General features: G+C 58.9%; 15 protein-coding genes. All 15 read left to right on the top strand.

What is annotated here, in order from left to right; all coding sequences use genetic code 11:
- The first annotated feature begins 66 nt into the window (after positions 1 to 66).
- The 15 genes from ACMGGW_RS13105 (at position 67) to narI (ending at position 20,518) form a co-directional block, all read left to right on the top strand.
- Positions 67 to 1,029: an NAD-dependent epimerase/dehydratase family protein gene (locus tag ACMGGW_RS13105; RefSeq protein ID WP_025303213.1), complete on the top strand. Its 963-nt coding sequence runs from the start codon at positions 67 to 69 to the stop codon at positions 1,027 to 1,029.
- A gap of 174 nt (positions 1,030 to 1,203) precedes the next feature.
- Positions 1,204 to 2,253: a UDP-N-acetylglucosamine--undecaprenyl-phosphate N-acetylglucosaminephosphotransferase gene (gene wecA / locus ACMGGW_RS13100; RefSeq protein WP_025303212.1), complete on the top strand. Its 1,050-nt coding sequence runs from the start codon at positions 1,204 to 1,206 to the stop codon at positions 2,251 to 2,253.
- 45 nt (positions 2,254 to 2,298) lie between these two features.
- Positions 2,299 to 3,432 carry a polysaccharide export protein gene (locus tag ACMGGW_RS13095; protein ID WP_025303211.1) on the top strand — a complete coding sequence of 378 codons (1,134 nt, stop codon included), beginning with the start codon at positions 2,299 to 2,301 and terminating at the stop codon, positions 3,430 to 3,432.
- 27 nt (positions 3,433 to 3,459) lie between these two features.
- Positions 3,460 to 5,643, top strand: coding sequence for a polysaccharide biosynthesis tyrosine autokinase (locus ACMGGW_RS13090; RefSeq protein ID WP_043138547.1), 2,184 nt, complete (start codon positions 3,460 to 3,462; stop codon positions 5,641 to 5,643).
- A 4-nt stretch (positions 5,644 to 5,647) separates the two neighbouring features.
- Positions 5,648 to 6,946 (top strand): flippase, encoded by a 1,299-nt coding sequence (locus ACMGGW_RS13085; protein ID WP_049295810.1) that lies wholly within the window; start codon positions 5,648 to 5,650, stop codon positions 6,944 to 6,946.
- The gene (locus tag ACMGGW_RS13080) at positions 6,927 to 7,775 is read left to right on the top strand and encodes an ATP-grasp fold amidoligase family protein (RefSeq protein ID WP_025303208.1); all 849 of its coding nucleotides are present in this window, start codon (positions 6,927 to 6,929) and stop codon (positions 7,773 to 7,775) included. The genes ACMGGW_RS13085 and ACMGGW_RS13080 overlap by 20 nt, the downstream gene beginning before the upstream one ends.
- A 6-nt stretch (positions 7,776 to 7,781) precedes the next feature.
- Positions 7,782 to 8,936 carry a hypothetical protein gene (locus ACMGGW_RS13075; protein ID WP_038629451.1) on the top strand — a complete coding sequence of 385 codons (1,155 nt, stop codon included), beginning with the start codon at positions 7,782 to 7,784 and terminating at the stop codon, positions 8,934 to 8,936.
- 3 nt (positions 8,937 to 8,939) lie between these two features.
- Positions 8,940 to 9,845, top strand: a complete 906-nt coding sequence (locus tag ACMGGW_RS13070; protein WP_025303206.1) for a glycosyltransferase family 2 protein — start codon at positions 8,940 to 8,942, stop codon at positions 9,843 to 9,845.
- 1 nt (position 9,846) lies between these two features.
- A complete protein-coding gene (locus ACMGGW_RS13065) occupies positions 9,847 to 10,902 on the top strand; it encodes a glycosyltransferase family 4 protein (protein ID WP_043138535.1) in 1,056 nt (351 codons plus the stop codon).
- A 7-nt stretch (positions 10,903 to 10,909) separates the two neighbouring features.
- Positions 10,910 to 11,653, top strand: a complete 744-nt coding sequence (locus tag ACMGGW_RS13060) for a glycosyltransferase family 2 protein (protein ID WP_038876984.1) — start codon at positions 10,910 to 10,912, stop codon at positions 11,651 to 11,653.
- 11 nt (positions 11,654 to 11,664) lie between these two features.
- Positions 11,665 to 13,524: a carbohydrate-binding protein CenC gene (locus ACMGGW_RS13055; RefSeq protein ID WP_197833488.1), complete on the top strand. Its 1,860-nt coding sequence runs from the start codon at positions 11,665 to 11,667 to the stop codon at positions 13,522 to 13,524.
- A gap of 292 nt (positions 13,525 to 13,816) precedes the next feature.
- Complete coding sequence (locus ACMGGW_RS13050; RefSeq protein ID WP_197832278.1) at positions 13,817 to 17,578, top strand: nitrate reductase subunit alpha; 3,762 nt, start codon at positions 13,817 to 13,819, stop codon at positions 17,576 to 17,578.
- Positions 17,575 to 19,119 (top strand): nitrate reductase subunit beta, encoded by a 1,545-nt coding sequence (narH, locus tag ACMGGW_RS13045; protein WP_049295806.1) that lies wholly within the window; start codon positions 17,575 to 17,577, stop codon positions 19,117 to 19,119. The genes ACMGGW_RS13050 and narH overlap by 4 nt, the downstream gene beginning before the upstream one ends.
- The gene (gene narJ / locus ACMGGW_RS13040; protein ID WP_025303200.1) at positions 19,116 to 19,838 is read left to right on the top strand and encodes a nitrate reductase molybdenum cofactor assembly chaperone; all 723 of its coding nucleotides are present in this window, start codon (positions 19,116 to 19,118) and stop codon (positions 19,836 to 19,838) included. Before narH ends, narJ begins: the two co-directional genes overlap by 4 nt.
- Before the next feature lie 2 nt (positions 19,839 to 19,840).
- Positions 19,841 to 20,518, top strand: coding sequence for a respiratory nitrate reductase subunit gamma (gene narI / locus ACMGGW_RS13035; protein WP_025303199.1), 678 nt, complete (start codon positions 19,841 to 19,843; stop codon positions 20,516 to 20,518).
- The last annotated feature ends 61 nt before the right edge of the window (positions 20,519 to 20,579 follow it).

The raw sequence follows: 20,579 nt of genomic DNA, 5'->3' as shown, positions 1-20,579 counted from the left end.
ACGCATATTAGCGTCCTGTTTCCATCGAGGTGACAGGAATAATGAGAACCTGCTGAGTGACAAATTATGGATAAGCGTAAAGTAGCTATTATCGGGGGTTCCGGTTTTATCGGAACACGCCTGGCGAAACGTCTCAGTGTGCGCGATGATCTGACGTTGGTCATCGTTGATAAACAACCTAGCGCACATTTTCCGGCGCTCTATCAGTATGGCGACGTGACGCAACCCGAGACCCTGCAAGAGCCGCTGGCGGGCTGCGACGCCATCATTAATCTGGCGGCGGAACATCAGGACAACGTCGATCCCATTTCGCTCTATTATCAGGTCAATGTAGAAGGTGCACGGCATGTCTGCATGACCGCCTCCGCGTTGAATATCCACCAAGTCATTTTCACTTCCTCGGTTGCCGTTTATGGGTTCGTCGAGCAGGAAACCGATGAAGGAGGGCGTTTCGATCCTTTCAATCATTACGGCAAATCCAAGCTCGAAGCGGAATACGTTTATGAAGCGTGGCGCAAGGCGGATAGCGCCAACAAATTGACCATCATTCGCCCGACGGTGGTATTCGGTGAAGGCAACCGCGGCAATGTGTATAACCTGTTCCGCCAGATCGCCAGCGGCCGATTCGTGATGATTGGCAGTGGCAATAATATGAAGTCGATGGCTTACGTTGAAAATATTGCCGCGCGGCTGGAGCATGCGTTGGACCAGCAGTCAAGTTATCAGGTCAGCAACTACGTCGATAAACCGGACTTTACGATGAATCAATTGGTCGACGTTATTTCCTCCTCGCTGGGCAGAGAAAATAAGACGATTCGCATTCCTTATGTGGTGGGAATATGCGGGGCGACCGCATTGGATGTCGTGAGTAAAATAAGTCGTAAAAAATTCCCAATCAGTCGCGTCAGAGTGCAGAAATTCTGCGCCAGAACGCAATTTAAAAGTAATGTGCAAAATAATTTCGTGGCGCCGGTTGAACTTGATTCGGCAATCGAAAGAACCATTAAACATGAGTTTTCTGATAGATAACTTAACCGCACGCTGACGTTATTTACTTATTTCCGCCGACAAGCGGATAAATCTGTATTTTTCAGGATTAATTCATGCTGACTTATATCCTGGCAGGATCAATTTTGTTTTTGTTAATAGCGCATTGGGAGCTGTAACTCAAGGGCGGTAGCGTGCTTATTCGCTGGAGGAACGATGTTATATCAACTGAGCGTGATATTTGTGCTGGCGGTAGCGTGGGTCCTTATTGCCCGCCGGGCCGCCTTAACGGTGGGATTAGTGGATAAGCCCAATGCGCGTAAGCAACATCTGGGACACATTCCGCTGGTCGGCGGTATCGCCGTGTACCTGACGCTGATGCTGATGACGCTGTGGCAACCCGCCTGGCTGCCTGACAGCACCGTCTATCTGCTGTGCATTACGGCGCTGGTGGTGTTGGGCGTGCTGGATGACCGCTTTGATCTGCCCGTGGCGCCACGCGTCATGGTGCAGGGAGGGATCGCGCTGGCGATGATGCTGGCGGCAGGGATGCAGCTTTCCTCATTGGGCTATGTTTGGGGGCATCAGGAAGTGATGCTCGGTTATGGCGCGTTGCTGCTCACGCCGCTGGCGGTATGGGGAGCGATCAACGCCTACAACATGGTGGATGGCATCGATGGGCAACTGGGCGCCTTGTCCTGCGTGACCTTCGTCGCGTTGGCTATCGTGTTCGGATTGGGCGGCAGGGAAGATCTGGCGCTGTGGTGCCTGGGCCTGATCGTCGCGCTGGCGGCCTATCTGTTGTTCAACCTGAGCCTGTTCGGCGCGCGCAACAAGATCTTTATGGGGGACGCCGGCAGCATGGTGATCGGCTTCAGCGTGCTGTGGCTGGTGTTGCTGGCGACGCAGGGGCCACAGGCGGTAATGCGTCCGGTCACCGCGCTGTGGCTGATCGCCATTCCTCTGATGGACATGGTGACTGTGATGGTGCGTCGCCTGTTGCGTCGCCAAAGCCCCTTCAAAGCGGGCCGCGATCATTTGCACCATATTCTGATGCGTCGTGGGCTCAATGCGCGTCAGGCGCTGGCGATGAGCACCATGCTGGCGGTGACGTTGGCCTGCATTGGCATTTGCAGTGAAGTGTTGCAGCTGCAGGAAAGCCAAATGTTGGTGGCGTTTCTGTTCTGTTTTTGCGGTTATTTCGTCATGTTGCGCGAACCGCGTCAGGCGACGGTGTTCAGCGATAATCCGACCGTCGGCCGTTAATCCCCTCACGGGCTGCGGCAGCAGCCCGTTTATCACGGTACTTCCATGAATTTTCATTTGCCTCTTTTGATGCCATTGGCCTTCACCTCCGCGCTGTTGAGTGGATGTACGGTGGTTCCCGGTTCACATTTACCGACCAGCGGAAAAGCCATCGTCGTGCAACAGGACGACGATTTCGATTTGAATGACCAGGTACAGGTTTATCGCATGTCGCCGATGCTGCTGCAGAAAATGCGGCGCGTAGAACCGGTCGCCCGGCCGAACCCGGCGCTGGATCAGCGATTGCAGAGCTATCAATACCGCATCGGCGTCGGCGACGTGTTGAACGTCACCGTCTGGGATCACCCCGAGTTGACCACGCCGGCCGGGCAATACCGCAGCGCCAGCGACACCGGCAACTGGGTGCATGCGGATGGCACGATTTTTTATCCCTATATCGGGCGAGTGGCGGTGGTGGGCAAGACCGTCACCGAAGTGCGCAGCCTGATCGCCGGCCGTCTGGCGCAGTATGTGGAAAGCCCTCAGGTGGACGTCAGTATCGCCGCTTTCCGTTCGCAGAAGGCTTACGTGACCGGCGAAGTGAAAACCTCCGGCCAACAGGCGATCACCAACGTGCCGTTGACCATTCTGGATGCGATTAACGCCGCCGGCGGCCTGACGGACAACGCCGATTGGCGCAACGTGGTGCTGACCCATCAGGGCAAAGAGCGGGCTATCTCGCTGCAGGCGCTGATGCAGCGCGGCGACATCAGCCAGAACGCGCTGCTGCAGCCGGGCGACATCCTCTACATCCCGCGCAATGACGAATTGAAAGTGTTCGTGATGGGCGAGGTGGGCAAGCAAGCGACGCTGAAGATGGATCGCAGCGGCATGACCCTGACCGAGGCCCTCGGATCTTCCGAAGGGATCAGCCAGACGGTGGCGGATGCGACCGGGGTGTTCGTGATCCGGCCGAGCGGCGGTAAAACACCGCAGCGACTGGCGACGCTGTATCAGTTCGATCTCTCCGACGCCAGCGCGCTGGCGATGGGCGCTGAATTTCAGCTGCAACCTTACGACGTCGTGTACGTCACTGCGGCGCCGGTCGCGCGCTGGAACCGTTTGATCAGCCAGCTGGTGCCGACCATCAGCAGCTTTAACGATCTCAGCGAGGCGACCTTGCGCGTGCGCAACTGGTAACTCCGCAGGGTGAATAAGGAACAGAAGATGAAAAATAATGCGCTGTCCGTGATGGTGGCCGAACAAGACGAAAAGCTGGAGTGGGAACGCCTGATTGGGCCGCTGTGGGATAACCGCTGGCGGATCGCCGTCGTGACCGGCGTGGCTGGCATGTTGGGCGTCGCCTACGCCCTGTTGGCCACCCCGGTGTACCAGGCTACGGCGGTGGTGCAGGTGGAGAAGCAGCTGTCCGGCGATTCGCTGCTGCGTGAAACGTTGGACAGTTCAATGATGGGGCAAAATTCGGCGACACAGGATGAGGTGACGCTGGCTAAGTCGCGCTACGTGCTGGGAAAAACGGTGGACACCCTCGGTCTGACGGTGCGCGTCAGCCCGGACTATTTCCCGGTGTTCGGCAAAGGCTTTGCCCGCTTGAGCGGTGAAAAGCCGCCGGTGCTGAGCATTGCCACGCTGACGACGCCGGCGGACATGGAGGGCGAAGCGCTGACGCTGACGGTGCGCGATGGGCAGCATTACGAGCTGAGTTATGACGGCAGCAAACTGTTCAGCGGCGTGGTCGGGCAGCCGGTGGCGCAAGGCGGTTGGAACATGACCGTCTCGGCGCTGGACGCTTCGCCGGGCGCCAGCTTTACCGTGGTCAAAGTCGCGCGTCAAGAAGCGGTGGACGATCTGCGTAAATACCTGGACGTGGTGCCGAGTGGCAAGGACAGCGGCATCATGACCTTTACGCTGCCGAGCGAAGATCCGCAGAGCGCCGAGGCAATGCTGAAGAACATCACCGACAACTACCTGCAGCAGAACGTGGATCGCAAAACGGAAGAAGCTCAGCGAATGCTGGCGTTCCTGCAAGAGCAGCTGCCGCAAACGCAAACCTCGTTGAACAACGCCGAAACCCAACTTAATCAGTTCCGCCAGCAAAATGACTCGGTGGATCTGTCGCTTGAAGCCAAATCGGTGCTGGATACTCAAGTGCAGCTCGAGGCCCAGCTCAACGAGCTGACCTTCAAGGAAGCGGAAATCTCCAAACTCTACACCCGCGCGCACCCGGCTTACCGGGCGCTGCTGGAGAAGCGCGCCACGCTGGAGGCGGAAAAGGCACGGCTGGGTAAACAGGTGCAGACGTTGCCGAAAATGCAGCAGGAGATCCTGCGTCTTACCCGCGACGTGCAGGTGGATCAGCAGGTTTACATGCAGCTGATGAACAAGCAGCAGGAACTGAGCATCAGCAAGGCCGGCACGGTGGGCAATGTGCGCATCATCGACGAAGCGGAAACCGCGCTGCGGCCGATTAAGCCGCAAAAGATGCTGATCGTATTGTTGGCGCTGCTGCTTGGCGCCGGGGGCGGCGCCATCGTAGTGCTGCTGCGTGCGGCCTTCCATCGCGGCATCAATGACATCGATACCCTGGAGAAGCGGGGCATCAACGTCTACGCCACCGTGCCGCTGTCGCCGTGGCAGGTGAAGCGCAACCGCGAGCAACGTCAGCTGCTGCCAAGGTCCGGGGGGCGGCGCTTGCCGATCCTGGCGGTGGCCGAACCGACGGACCTGTCGGTGGAAGCGATCCGCAGCCTGCGCACCAGCCTGCATTTCGCCATGATGGAGGCCAAGAACAACATTCTGATGGTCTCCGGCGCCAGCCCGGAAAGCGGCAAGAGCTTTACCAGCACCAACCTGGCAGTGGTGGTGGCGCAGGCCGGGCAGCGGGTGCTGTTGATCGACGCCGATATGCGCAAAGGCTTCCTGCACCGCTGGCTGGCGGATGATGGGCATCAGGGGCTGTCCGACATGCTGGTGGGCAACGTGATGGCGGAACAGGCGGTGCGGAAAACCGCCATCGCCAATCTGGACTTCGTGCCGCGCGGTCAGGTGCCGCCGAACCCGTCCGAACTGCTGATGCACCGCCGTTTCGCCGACTTCCTGCGCTGGGCCGGGCAGAACTACGATCTGGTGCTGATCGACACGCCGCCGATTCTGGCGGTGACGGACGCGGCGATCGTCGGCAATCACGCGGGTACCTCACTGCTGGTGGTGCGCTTTGAGGTGAATACCGTCAAGCAGATCGAAACCAGCATGCGTCGTTTCGAACAGAATGGCGTGGCGATCAAGGGCGTGATCCTCAACGGGATGGTGAAGAAGGCGGCAACCGACATGAGCTATTACAACTTCGCCTACCCAAGCCATCGGGAAGATCACCCGCAGGCAGGGGAATAAGCGGGTGAAGGCCATTATCACCAATGCCCTGTGGCTGATGCTTGAACGCGTTTCGCTCAGCCTGTCCGGCATCTTCGTCTCCATTTACGTTGCGCGCTATCTGGGGCCCGCGCAGTTTGGCACCCTCAACTATCTGTTGGCGACGATCGCCATCGTAGTGCCACTGGTGCAGTTGGGCGCCGACAGCATCATTTTCAACCGCGTCGCCCGCCGACAGCCGAGCGGCATTCGCCTGATGCTGGCGTCAGTACGCCTGCGTCGTTGGCTGTTCCTGGTGGTGGCGCTGCCGATGCTGATATGGAGCTATTTCAGCCAATCGCCCGCCAGCCAACTGATGACGCTGTTGCTGCTTATCAGCGCCTATTTCTCGATTCAGGACGTGTACAAAATTTATTACGATGCCCGCCTGCAGTCGAAACGCAATACGCTGATCAACAACCTGGCGCTGCTGCTGTCGATCGGGCTGCGGCTGGCGCTGGTGAGCGCGGCGCTGCCGCTGGTGTGGTTCGCGGTACCCTACATCCTCAGCAGCGCCGTACCTTACCTGGCGCGCCTCTGGTTATTCCGTGCGGAAGCGGCGGCCTCGCCGCGGGTTACGCCGCGCCAGGCCAGGCGCTATGGCCGTTATTTGCTAAAGGTGGGCCTGCCGTTGGCCATCTCCAGCCTGTCGATAGTGATCTATACCCGCATCGATCAAATCATGCTGGGCAATCTGGTCGGCGAGCAGGCGGTAGGCTGGTTCAGTGCCGCCACCACCCTCAGCCAAGGCTGGGTTTTCGTGCCGATGGCGCTGATCACTTCGTTGATGCCGGGCATTGCCAGCTGTCGCGATCCGTTGGAGCAGGAGTACCGTATTCGGGTGCTTTATCTGGTGGTCTTGGGCCTGTCGTTGCCGGTGTTGCTGGGCCTATGGTGGTTCGCCCACCCGGCGATTGCGCTGCTGTACGGCGCCGCTTTCCAACCGGCCGCCAATATCCTGGCTATTTGCACGCTGACCTCGCTGTTCTCGGTAATGGGGACGGTTTCGTACCGCAGCATCGTGCTGTTCGCCGGCTATCGTTTTATCGCCATCAAGATGCCGTTGGTGGCGGTGGCGAACGTGGTGATGAATCTGCTGCTGATCCCGCGCTACGGCCTGATCGGTGCGGCGGTATCTACGCTGTTGGCGGAGTTCATTTCGTTCTTCGTGCTGAACAGTTTATTCCGTGGCGGAAAAATTACCCGACTGCAGCTGACCTGTTTTTACTGCCTGCCGCGTCTTGTCAGCAAATTAAGGAGAGAGCATGTTAAACATCCTGGTTAAAAATATTTCCAAGCGCCTGCCCGATGCCTGGCACCATCAGGTTAAATACGCGCTCTATTTCAAGAAGCTGCCGCACCTGTCAAAACCGACCGGCTTCAGCGAAAAGATCATGCGCCGCAAAATTTATCCGCGCAGCATCTACACCACTTTGTCGGACAAGTTCAAGGTGCGTGAATTTATCGCCGGCCTGTGGGGCGAGGAGTATCTGGTGGAGCTGTATGCGCATGGCACTGAACTTAGCTACGACATGTTCAGGCAATTGCCTAACGCCTTTGTGCTGAAGGCCAACCACGGCAGCGGCTATAACCGCTTGGTGTTCGACAAGCAGCAGATTAGCTACGCGGAGTTGTACGATCTCAGCAACGCGTGGATGCGCAGCAACTTTTATGAGCAGAGCCGCGAAAAGCATTATCTGGATATCGAACCCTGCATCATGGTGGAGCGCCTGTTGCTGGATGGCGAACAGGTGCCGAACGATATCAAGTTTCATTGTTTCAACGACAATCATGAAATTCGTATGTTCATCCAGGTGGATTACCAGCGTTTCGGCACCCATCGGCGCGATATTTTTGATATCGACTGGAACCGCACCGAAATTCGTATCAACTTGCCGAATGCAGACGAACCGATGCCGCGCCCTACACGGCTGGAGGAAATGATACGTTTGGCTCGCCAGACCGCGCAGCAGTTCTCTTATGTCCGTGTGGATTTCTACCAGGTCGGTGAGAAGGTGTATTTCGGTGAGTTGACGTTTACGCCTGGCGCGGGGTTAAGCAAGCTGATGCCGAAAAACATTGAGCAGGAATGGGGCAGTTATTTTACTGAGTAAACGCTTATGCAAAGAGTCGCCTCCAATTTTCAAATGCATGCCAATGCGGGTTATAATCAGTCGCGAGATTTAGTCAATCAATCAATTGTATTGACCTTCCTGCTGATGTTTTTCGTGAAAACGTTCCTGACCTCGGGATCGTTCAATAGCGAGCTGATTAATAAAGCGGTCATGGGGCTTAATGGCTTGATGTTGCTCTATGTTGGCTATGCATTTTTTATCGCTACGCTGGCGGAAAAGGCGGTTGCGGGTTTTTTGGTTCTGCTGTTTCTTGTTAATATTGCCACCGGTCATGGTGATTATCTGTTCGGTGCGGTATTCAGCACGGCGGTGATAATTTTATTCCGTCGCATCGAAATGGGGCGTGGCGCTGAAATGTTTGCCATCACCTTTGTGGTGGCAGGGTTACTGGTGGTTATTCCCTATATCTTTTACACCGATGGGTTTGTTTACCTTGATGAGCGTTACGGCAATCGATTAACGCTGGGGTTCGATAATCCGAATACCCTGGCGTATTATTCTTTTGCCTTGTTCGCCACACTGCTGTGCCTGATCGACCATGCGAAATTAACGCGAGGAATGAAAAATATCGCTTCGCTGGCGGTATCGGCGTTAATTCTCCCGGTGCTGATGTATTCCTATTCTCGCACCTGTTTTATGTTGGCGCTGTTGATGTTGTTGCTGTTTTGGCTGGCGCCGCTGCTGCGTGTCGCGCCGAACAGAAAAGTCTGCATCGCGCTGACGTTGGCCATTGTAGGCTTTCAATTCGCCAGCGTTATACGCTGGGGGAGTAATCCGGCCTTGGACGTCCTCTTGAACCAGGCGTTGACCGGGCGAATCTGGTTCTCCTGGCAGATGTTTCAGGCGGTGGGGCTACCCAATCCGCTGTTCGGCATGAATATAGAGCCTTATAAGCCCGTCGATTTCTTCTTCATCGCCATGTTTTATTCGGCCGGTGGCATCGCTTCTGTCGTCATGCTTTTTTGTTATTTTCACCTGTTGGGCAATATGCGCAGGCTGAGTCGGTTCATGCGCTGGGTGGTGGTTGTTTTCCTGCTGACAACCTTTACGGAAACCTATTTTTTGGTCCCGGTATTTAACGTGTCGTTATTGTTGCTTTGCCGTGGAAAAGAAATGATAAATTCTAAGTTGGAGGGTTAAGAAATGGATTTCTCGATCGTTATCCCTATTTATAATAGTGCACGCTACCTGCCGAAAACGCTGAAGCGGATTTTCAACGCTTGTCAAGGATTCGACTATCAGGTGATTTTGGTTGATGATTGCTCTGACGAGGATGATATCAAATATATTCGTCAGATAGCGGCGACGAATAGCAATGTGATGCTGCATGAGAAAAAACAGAAGAGCAATGCGGCGGTGTCGCGCAACTTAGGTACCAAGTTAGCGCAATCGGAGATCGTGTTTTTCCTCGACTCTGATGATTACTTCACGACCAACTATATTATTCGTCGCATGAATAAACATGAGGATCGCCATATTGATATTATCTTCGGCAACTATGCGGAGGTGAGCGGCGATTCGGTGCGTGATTTCAACTTCCATTATAAATCCGGTTCCTCCGGCGAGGATTTTCTTTTTCTGGAAATGGGCGATATTCGTTCATCCACCATCAGCATCCGTAAAAAAAGCGATCGCCGCTTTTTATTTCCCGAGTTCCTCAATAAGCATCAGGACTGGGGTTTTTTGGTCAATGCCACCAATTTGGGCGCGCATGTGGCGCACGACGCCGGCGGAGGGGTGTTTCTCGACGTAGGGCGCTATGGGCGCATGACGGCGAAGCTCAATCTGGAGGCCAGCGACCGCTTTATCAATACCTTCCTCAGCCCCAGCGATCGCCATATCAGCGGATTCGCCTGCAAGCATCTGCTGGCCTCGCTGTATTCGGAAAACGCCCAGGCGTTCAATTATTACTCGTCGCGCATCGTGCGGCACAGCCTGAGCGGCAAGTTCAAGGTGATCAAATGGTATGGCGATTGTCTGGCGCGGTTGGGATTGTTCTCGGTTGGCGGCCGGCTGCTGCGCAATGTGCGCCAGGGATTCAGGAGATGATATGCAAGCACGCAAGGTAATCATCGTTATCGAAAATATCGCGGGCAAGGGCGGTACTGAACGGGTCGCCAGCGGTTTGGCCAACGCGCTGGCGCGTCTGCCGGGTTATGAGGTGGCGGTGTTTTCGCTGTTTGGCGAGCGGAGCTTCTTTCCGCTGGCGAGTGACGTCCGGTTGCGCTGCGGCGGTGGCGATTCGCTGTTCTGGCCATGGCGGCTGGCATTGGCGCTGCGGCGTGAACGCGCGGACGTGATCATTACCGTTTCTATGGGAAAACTGTCGGTGGTGATGACGCCTTTTCTGCGTTTGTTCTGTGCCCGCAGCCGGTTGCTATTAAGTGAGCACGTCAGCTTTCACCAGTATCCGCGCGTATTTAAGTGGCTGAAGTTGCTGGTTTACCGGCTGAGCGATCGCGTGATTTTCCTGACGCGGCAAGATAGCGACGCCATCGCTCGCTGGGTGGGGGCCGGAAAATGTCGGGTGATCGAGAACGTTTCGCCATTCGGCGCACAGGCGCCGACGCCGGCGCTGCAAAAAAAGGTGGCGCTGGCGGTGGGGCGATTGAGCAATCAGAAAGGCTTCGATCGACTGATCGCACTGTGGCGAGGGGTGGTGGCACAGGCGCCGGATTGGCGTCTGCTGATTATTGGCGACGGTCCGGAGCGCGACGCATTGCGGCGACAGATTGAAGACGCCGGGCTGGAGCGGCAGGTGAGTCTGCTGCCGGCCACCGCTAACGTGGCGGACTATTATCGCCAGGCCAGCCTGTATTTGATGACCTCTCGCTATGAGGGATTGCCGATGGTGCTGATCGAAGCCATGAGTTTCGGCCTGCCGCTGGTGGCCTACGACTGCAAGACCGGCCCGGCCGAGTTGATAGACGATGGCGTCAACGGCTATCTGGTGCCCGATGACGACGCCGCCGCCTTCAGCGAAGGGGTGATCAAACTGATGCTCGATCCGGGGTTGCGCGAGCACTTCTCTATCGCCGCGTTAGAGAAGTCTCGTCGTTTTTCTCCCGAACGTATTTATCCCCAGTGGCAACAGCTCACCGAGTGAGGACAGAATGGAAAAGATATCCGTGATAATGCCGGCCTACAATGCTGCGAACTCTATTAAAGAGTCGATTCTAGGCGTGCTGAATCAGCGATTTACCGATTATCACCTGTATGTGATCGATGATGCGTCTACCGACGATACTGCCGAGGTGGTACGGCCGTTTATCCACGATCGCCTCACCTATATCCGTAATGAGCATAACCAGGGCGTGGCGGAAACGCGCAACATCGGCATTGAGGCGGCGAAAGGCGACTATATCGCCTTCTGCGACAGTGATGACGTATGGCTGCCCAACAAGCTGTCGCGCCAGGCGAGCATTTTGCAAACCCGCCGCTACGACGTGGTGTGCTCCCATTATTACACCTTCGAAGACGACCTGAAATTGATCAAAAACACCCGTGGTGCGGATGAGCTTATTGGCTATCAGGATATGTTGAAAAGCAACTGGATTGGCAATCTCACCGGCATCTACAACCAGAAGCGCATCGGTAAGGTGTATCAGCAAAAAGTGGGCCATGAGGACTATTTGATGTGGCTGGCGGTGCTGCAGAAGGCGCGTAACGGCCTGGCCTACTGCATTCCCGAACCGCTGGCCTGTTACCGATTGTCTACCCATTCGCTGTCGGGCAACAAAATCCGCGCCGCGGACTGGCAATGGCGGATTTACCGTCAGCATTTGGGGCTGTCTTACCAGAAATCCTGCTATCTGTTCGCCACCTATCTGTTCAATGCCGTGGTGAAAAGGAAGTGACCATGAGGGGGATGTATCAGAGGGTGGCTCTGGGCTGTTGCGCCTTGTGGAGCGCTTCGGCTCTGGCGCAGAGCTGCCAACCCAATCTGTTGGCCAACCCCGGCTTTGAGCAGGGGCTCAGCGGCTGGCGCGCGCAGGGCGCACAGGGCGACGGCGATACGCACAGCGGCCGTGGCAGTCTGCGTTATGACAATGCAGATGCAGCGCAGTACCGTACCTTCAACCAGGCGCTGCAGGTTGTGCCCGGGCAGACGATAGATTTCGGCGTCTGGCTCAAGACCCGCGGCGTACGCGGGCAAAGCCGCGACGGCGGCGCCGGGGTTTATCTGCAAAGCTTTGATGCGCAGGGGCGCTTTCTGGAAGGCAGCTATCCGGCTGGCGTGACCGGCGACAGCGGTTGGCGGCAGGTGAACGCCAGCTATACCGTGCCGCCGCAGGCGGCGCGAATCACTTTTGGCGTTTACCTGCGTAAGGGGAGCACCGGTACCGTCTGGTTTGACGACGCCTATGCGTGTACTCGAGCGCCTAAGCCGGCATTGTATCAGCTCGGCGCGTCGTCGCAGGGAAAGGTCGACACGCTGATAGTCACTGCGCAGCCGCAGCATTTGCAGGTCGATAGCGAATTGCTTAATGCCGAGGGGCAGGTTGTTCACCGTAGCCGCGACCGTTATCAAGTTGAAGGGCAGCGCCGTATCGAATACCCACTGCCGACCGGTCTGGCCCAGGGGGAGTACCGCCTGCGTCAGCAGGTCACCGGTCAGCAATCCCAGCCGGCACAGGGCAGCGAGCTGTCTTTTCGCGTTGGCCAGCCTGCGGCCAAAGTGGCGATCGACAGCAAAGGCTTTACCCTGCGCGATGGTCAACGGCTTTTCCCGTTGGGCATTTACGCCAACGTGGCTACCGATGAACATTTGGCGCGCATCGCCTCGGCGGGATTCAACACGGTGCTGAACTATGATTATGGGGAAAAGAAAGATCCTTACGCCTTTTTCCGCAACGCACGCAAGCGCGGGCTGCTGGTCATTTACTCCGTCAAAGATCAGTACCGCGGCAGCCGTTTCGCGCCGGCCGTGCGCGGTGGCGACTACGCGGCGATGACGGCCTGGTACGTGCAGCGCTTGCGCTCTCAGCCCAACCTGCTCGCCTGGTACATCAACGATGAACTGGGGCCGGAATATCTCGATAAGATCGAGGAAAAAAACCTGCAAATAAAGCGGCTTGACGGCGATCATCCCACCTTCCAGGTGTTGAACAAAACCGGGGAGTTGGACGCCTACTTTAACAGCAGCGACATTTTGGCGACCGACCCTTACCCGGTGGGGAACGATCGCGATCTGACGCGCACCACGCGTTATACCGAACTGACGGTGCAGGCCGCCCGCCAGGCACGCGGGGCCTGGGTGGTGATGCAAATCATGGATCACGCCGCTTATGACGCCCGCCGCAAGCCACATCCGCCGTCAGAGGCGGAAATCCGCAACCAGGCCTGGCAGGCGCTGATCGGCGGCGCTAAGGGGCTGTTGTTTTATTCTTATACCGATCTGTTTTACAAGCGTAAAACCGGCCGCTTCGACCAACGGGAGTTTGACGCCACCTGGCGTGGCGTGGCTGCCGTGTCGCAGCAAATTGCCGCCTTCACCCCTTATCTGCTGACGGGAAAATCGACGCCGCTGGCGGGAAGCGACCCGCAAATGCCGGCGCGGATGTTTATTCTGGGCGATCGCGCCTTGCTGCTGGTAGCCAACCCCTACTATCGAGAGGGAAGCACCCGCTTGCGCCTTCCGGCGGGCTGGCGGCGGCAGGGAGAGGGCACGGAGGTCAAGCTGGCGTTGCCCGCCGTGGGCACCGCGACGCTGTGGCTTCAACGCTGAAAGCGACGAGTTAGCATCACGCGGGAGGTTTCTCCCGCGTCCTACCCCCAAATACCCCACCTTGCCCCCCGCCCGTCAGTCTCTGTCATGAATTCCTGATTTATTCATTCAAATTCAATTAATTAAAGTTAAGTCTCGCACCTATACTTTGGTGGTATTTCATCCCCGACGCGCGCGTCGCCTCCCGCTTTCTCTTGATCGCAATCAATTTGCCGCCGGTTGGCCGTCAGTAGGCTGGCGGCAGATTGAGCATGTCTTCTTATAACGACAAGAGCCTTCAGGAGCATTCCGGATGAGCAAATTTTTAGACCGTTTCCGCTATTTCAAGCAGTTGGCGGAGCCTTTTTCTGGCGATCACGGCCAGACCTTGAACACCAACCGCGACTGGGAAGACGGCTACCGCAGCCGTTGGCAACACGACAAAGTGGTGCGTTCCACCCACGGCGTGAACTGCACCGGTTCCTGCAGTTGGAAGATCTATGTGAAGAATGGTCTGGTGACCTGGGAAACCCAGCAAACCGATTATCCACGCACCCGTCCCGATCTGCCTAACCATGAACCGCGCGGCTGCCCGCGCGGCGCCAGCTACTCCTGGTACCTGTACAGCGCCAACCGGCTGAAATACCCGCTGATGCGCAAGCGTCTGCTCAAACTGTGGCGCGAAGCGAAAGCGCAGCACAGCGATCCGGTCGCGGCCTGGGGCTCTATCGTCGGCGATGCGGAAAAAGCCAAAAGCTACAAGGTGGCGCGCGGCCGCGGCGGTTTCGTCCGCTCCAGCTGGCAAGAGGTCAATGAACTGATCGCCGTCGCCAACGTCTATACCGCCAAAACCTTCGGCCCGGACCGCATTATCGGCTTCTCGCCGATCCCGGCGATGTCGATGGTGTCCTACGCCGCCGGCGCCCGCTACCTGTCGCTGATCGGCGGCGCCTGCCTGAGCTTCTACGATTGGTACTGCGATCTGCCGCCGGCCTCGCCGATGACCTGGGGCGAGCAGACCGACGTGCCGGAATCCGCCGACTGGTACAACTCCTCCTACATTATCGCATGGGGCTCCAACGTGCCGCAGACGCGTACCCCGGACGCCCACTTCTTTACCGAAGTGCGTTACAAGGGCACCAAAACCGTGGCGGTGACGCCGGACTATGCCGAAGTCGCCAAGCTGTGCGACCACTGGCTGAATCCGAAGCAGGGCACCGACAGCGCGATGGCGCTGGCGATGGGCCACGTAATGCTGAAAGAGTTCCATCTCGACCGCGAAGTTGGCTACTTCCGCGACTATGTACGCCGCTATACCGACATGCCGATGCTGGTGCTGCTGGAGCCGCGTGAAGGCGGCCACTACGCCGCCGGCCGCCTGCTGCGCGCCGCCGATCTGGTGGACGGATTGGGCCAGGAAAACAACCCCGAGTGGAAAACCGTCGCCATCGACAGCCACAGCGGCGATCTGGTGGCGCCGCAGGGTTCCATCGGTTTCCGCTGGGGCGAGAAGGGCAAGTGGAACCTGGAACAGCGCGAGGGCAAATCGCAACAGGAAGTCGAGCTGCAGCTCAGCCTATTGGGCATGCATGACGACGTCGCCGAGGTGGGCTTCCCGTACTTCGGCGGAGCCGACAGCGAGCATTTCAACAGCGTGGCACTGGACGAGATCCTGCTGCACAAGCTGCCGGTGAAACGCCTGCGGCTGGCGGACGGCAGCGAAGCGCTGGTGACCAGCGTGTATGACCTGACGCTGGCCAATTACGGCCTGGAACGCGGGCTGGACGACGCCAACTGCGCCGCCGACTATGACGAGGTCAAGGCCTACAGCCCGGCCTGGGCCGAACAGATCACCGGCGTGTCGCGCCACAACATCATCCGCATTGCCCGCGAGTTCGCGGAAAACGCCGAGAAGACCCACGGCCGTTCGATGATCATCGTCGGTGCCGGCGTCAACCACTGGTATCACATGGACATGACCTACCGCGGCCTGATCAACATGCTGATCTTCTGCGGTTGCGTCGGCCAGAGCGGCGGCGGCTGGGCGCACTACGTCGGCCAGGAAAAACTGCGGCCGCAAACCGGCTGGCTGCCGCTGGCGTTTGGCCTCGACTGGCAGCGCCCGCCGCGCCACATGAACAGCACCTCGTTCTTCTACAACCATTCCAGCCAATGGCGCTATGAAACTGTCGGCACCGACGAGTTGCTGTCGCCGCTGGCGGACAAGACGCGCTTCGGCGGCAGCCTGATCGACTTCAACGTGCGCGCCGAGCGCATGGGCTGGCTGCCGTCGGCGCCGCAGTTGGGCACCAACCCGCTGCGCCTGGCGGAGCAGGCCCGCGCCGCCGGCCAGTCACCGGTCGAGTTCACCGTCGACGGCCTGAAAAACGGCACGCTGGGCTTCGCCGCCGAGCAGCCGGACAATCCGCAGAACTTCCCGCGCAACCTGTTCGTCTGGCGCTCCAACCTGCTGGGGTCTTCCGGCAAGGGCCATGAGTACATGCTCAAATACCTGTTGGGCACCGAAAACGGCATCCAGGGGAAAGATCTCGGCCAGCAGGGCGGCGTGAAGCCACAGGAAGTGGAATGGCGCGAGCAGGGCGGCGAAGGCAAGCTGGATCTGGTGGTGACGCTCGATTTCCGCATGTCGAGCACCTGCCTGTACTCCGACGTGGTGCTGCCGACCGCCACCTGGTACGAAAAAGACGATATGAACACCTCCGACATGCACCCGTTCATCCATCCGCTGTCGGCGGCGGTCGATCCGGCCTGGGATTCGAAGAGCGACTGGGAGATTTACAAGGGCATCGCCAAGGCCTTCTCCGAAGTGTGCGTCGGCCATCTGGGCCAGGAAACCGACGTGGTGACCTTGCCTATCCAGCACGACTCCGCCGCCGAACTGGCACAGCCTTACGGCGTGCAGGACTGGAAGAAAGGCGAATGCGATCTGATCCCCGGCAAAACCGCGCCGCACATCATCGCGGTGGAACGCGATTACCCGGCCACCTACGAGCGCTTCACCTCGCTGGGGCCGCTGCTGGACAAACTGGGCAACGGCGGCAAGGGCATCAGCTGGAACACCCAAACCGAGGTCGACTTCCTCAAGCAGCTTAACTACGTCAAGGCCGACGGCCCGGCGGTAGGGCGGCCGAAGATCGAGAGCGCGATTGACGCGGCGGAAGTGATCCTGTCGCTGGCGCCGGAAACCAACGGCCAGGTGGCGGTAAAAGCCTGGGAGGCCCTGAGCAACGTCACCGGCCGCGATCACCGGCATCTGGCGCTGAACAAGGAAGACGAGAAAATTCGCTTCCGCGACATTCAGGCGCAGCCGCGCAAAATTATCTCCAGCCCGACCTGGTCCGGTCTGGAGGATGAACATGTTTCCTATAACGCCTGCTACACCAACGTGCACGAGTTGATCCCGTGGCGCACCCTCAGCGGCCGTCAACAGCTGTATCAGGACCATGAGTGGATGCGCGCCTTCGGTGAAAGCCTGCTGGTATACCGGCCGCCGATCGACACCCGTGCCGCGCAGCCGCTGCTGAACAGCAAGCCGAACGGCAACAAGGAGAAGGCGCTGAACTTCCTGACGCCGCACCAGAAGTGGGGCATTCACTCCACCTACAGCGACAACCTGTTGATGCTGACGCTGTCGCGCGGCGGCCCGATCGTCTGGCTGAGCGAAGACGACGCCAAAGATCTGGGCATCGCGGACAACGACTGGATCGAGGCCTTCAACGCCAACGGCGCGCTGACGGCGCGCGCGGTGGTCAGCCAGCGTATCCCGGCCGGCATGACCATGATGTACCACGCGCAGGAGCGCATCGTGAACCTGCCGGGCTCGGAGATCACCAGCCAACGCGGCGGCATCCACAACTCGGTGACCCGCGCCTGTCCGAAGCCGACCCACATGATCGGCGGCTATGCGCAGTTGGCCTACGGCTTCAACTACTACGGCACCGTCGGCTCCAACCGCGACGAGTTCGTGGTGGTGCGCAAGATGAACCGCATTGATTGGTTGGACGACGAAGGCAACGACTACGCGCAGGGCAGTCAGCAGGAGAACAGCAAATGAAAATTCGTTCGCAAGTCGGCATGGTGCTGAATCTGGACAAGTGCATCGGTTGCCACACCTGTTCGGTCACCTGCAAAAACGTCTGGACCAGCCGTGAAGGTATGGAATACGCCTGGTTCAACAACGTGGAAAGCAAGCCTGGCGTCGGGTATCCGCACGCCTGGGAAGATCAGGAAAAATGGAAGGGCGGCTGGATCCGCAAAATCAACGGCAAGCTGGAGCCGCGCATGGGCAGCCGCGTCGGCGTGTTGGCGAAAATCTTCGCCAACCCGGACGTGCCGGCGCTGGACGACTACTACGAGCCGTTCGATTACGACTACCAGCATCTGCACACCGCCAAACAGGGCAAGCACCAGCCGGTGGCCCGCCCGCGCTCGCTGATTACCGGCCAGCGCATGAACAAGATCGAAAGCGGCCCGAACTGGGAGGAGATCCTCGGCGGGGAATTCGAAAAACGCTCGCAGGACAAGAACTTCGATAACCTGCAGAAGGCGATGTACGGCCAGTTCGAAAACACCTTCATGATGTACCTGCCGCGCCTGTGCGAGCACTGCCTCAACCCGGCCTGCGTCGCCACCTGCCCGAGCGGGGCGATCTACAAACGCGGCGAAGATGGCATCGTGCTGATCGACCAGGACAAGTGCCGCGGCTGGCGCATGTGCCTGACCGGCTGCCCGTACAAGAAAATCTATTTCAACTGGAAAAGCGGCAAGTCCGAGAAGTGCATCTTCTGTTACCCGCGTATCGAAGCCGGGCAGCCGACGGTCTGTTCGGAGACCTGCGTGGGCCGCATCCGCTATCTCGGCGTGCTGCTGTACGACGCCGATCGCATCGAGCAGGCGGCGGCGGTGGAGAACGACAAAGATCTGTATCAGAGCCAGCTCGATATCTTCCTCGATCCGCATGATCCTAAGGTGATTGCTCAGGCGCTGGCGGACGGCGTGCCGCAGGGCGTCATTGAAGCCGCCCAGCAGTCGCCGGTGTACAAAATGGCGATGGACTGGAAGCTGGCGCTGCCGCTGCACCCGGAATACCGCACGCTGCCGATGGTGTGGTACGTGCCGCCGTTGTCGCCGATTCAGTCCGCCGCCGACGCCGGCGAGCTGGCGCACAGCGGCGTATTGCCGGACGTCGAGAGCCTGCGCATTCCGGTGCAGTATCTGGCGAATCTGCTGACCGCCGGCGATACCGAACCGGTACTGCTGGCGCTGAAGCGCATGCTGGCGATGCGCCACTACAAACGGGCGGAAACCGTCGACGGCGTGGTGGACACCAGCGCGCTGGAGCAGGTTGGCCTGAGCGAAGCGCAGGCGCAGGAGATGTATCGCTACCTGGCGATCGCCAACTATGAAGATCGCTTTGTGGTGCCGTCGAGCCACCGCGAACTGGCGCGCGAAGCCTTCCCGGAAAGCAAGGGGTGCGGCTTCAGCTTCGGCGACGGCTGCCACGGCAGCGATGGCAAGTTCAATCTGTTCAACAGCCGCCGTATCGACGCCATCGACGTGACCGCGAAAACCGCGCGGCCGGAGGATGCCTCATGATCAGCCTGAAAGTGATCGCCCGCCTGCTGGATTATCCGGAGCAGGTGCTGTTTGACCATCAGCAGGCGCTGATCGAAGCGCTGGAGCCGGCCAGCGAGCTGGATCTGCACCACAGCGCGCAGCTGATTCTGTTTATCCGCCGCCTGTGCGCGCGCCCGTTGCTGGATGCTCAGGCTGACTATTGCGAGCTGTTCGATCGCGGCCGCGCCACCTCGCTGCTGCTGTTTGAGCACGTGCACGGTGAGTCGCGCGATCGCGGCCAGGCGATGGTTGACCTGATGGCGCAGTACCGCACCGCCGGGCTGGAGATCGACAGCCGCGAGCTGCCGGACTTCCTGCCGCTGTACCTGGAGTATTTGGCCAGCCGCAGCGCGGCGCAGGCGCGGGAAGGGCTGCAGGACATCGCGCCGATCCTGGCGCTGCTGGGCGCGCGCTTGCAACAGCGTGAAAGCCCGTACGCGGTGCTGTTCGATCTGCTGCTGGCGCTGTCCGGCAGCGAGGTGCAGGCCCAGGCGCTGGAGACCCAGGTGGCGCAAGAGGCGCGCGACGATACGCCGCAGGCGCTGGATGCGGTGTGGGAAGAGGAGCAGGTCAAGTTTCTCGGCGAACAGGGCTGCGCCTCCGCCCAGCAGACGGCGCACCAGCGGCGCTTCGCCGGCGCGGTGGCGCCACAGTATCTGGATCTGACGGATGCGTTAACCGGAACCAAAGGACGCTAATCATGCAATTTTTGAATCAGTTCTTCTTCGATATCTACCCTTATCTGGCCGGCGCGGTATTCCTGATCGGCAGCTGGTTGCGTTACGACTACGGGCAGTACAGCTGGCGCGCCGGCTCCAGCCAGATGCTGGATAAAAAGGGCATGCGGCTGGCGTCCAACCTGTTCCACATCGGGATTATCGGCATCTTCGCGGGCCACTTCCTCGGCATGCTGACGCCGCACTGGATGTATGAGGCCTTCCTGCCGATCGACGTGAAGCAGAAGCTGGCGATGATCGCCGGCGGCGCCTGCGGCCTGATGACGCTGATCGGCGGCGCGCTGTTGCTGAAGCGCCGGTTGACCAACCCACGGGTGCGCGCCACCAGCAGCTTCGCCGACATCATGATCCTGACGTTGCTGGTGGTGCAGGTGTGTCTGGGGCTGCTGACCATTCCGTTCTCCGCCCAGCATATGGACGGCAGCGAAATGATGAAGCTGGTGGCCTGGGCGCAGGCGGTAGTGACCTTCCACGCCGGCGCCTCTGCGCACCTGGAAGGGGTGGCGATTATCTTCAAACTGCACATGGTGCTGGGCATGACGCTGTTCGTGCTGTTCCCGTTCTGCCGCCTGGTGCATATCTGGAGTGCGCCGGTAGAGTACCTGACCCGCCGTTATCAGCTGGTGCGCAACCGCCGCTGAGCCTGACCCCGCCGCCGCCGATCGCCAGCGGCGGCGCTATTCCGATAATTCCCCCGCCGTC

Origin of the sequence: Serratia sp. BNK-4 (genome assembly GCF_048685115.1) — a bacterium.
Lineage (GTDB): Bacteria > Pseudomonadota > Gammaproteobacteria > Enterobacterales > Enterobacteriaceae > Serratia > Serratia bockelmannii.
The sequence above is the reverse complement of the archived record's forward strand: the minus strand, read 5'-3'. Positions and strand labels throughout refer to the sequence as shown.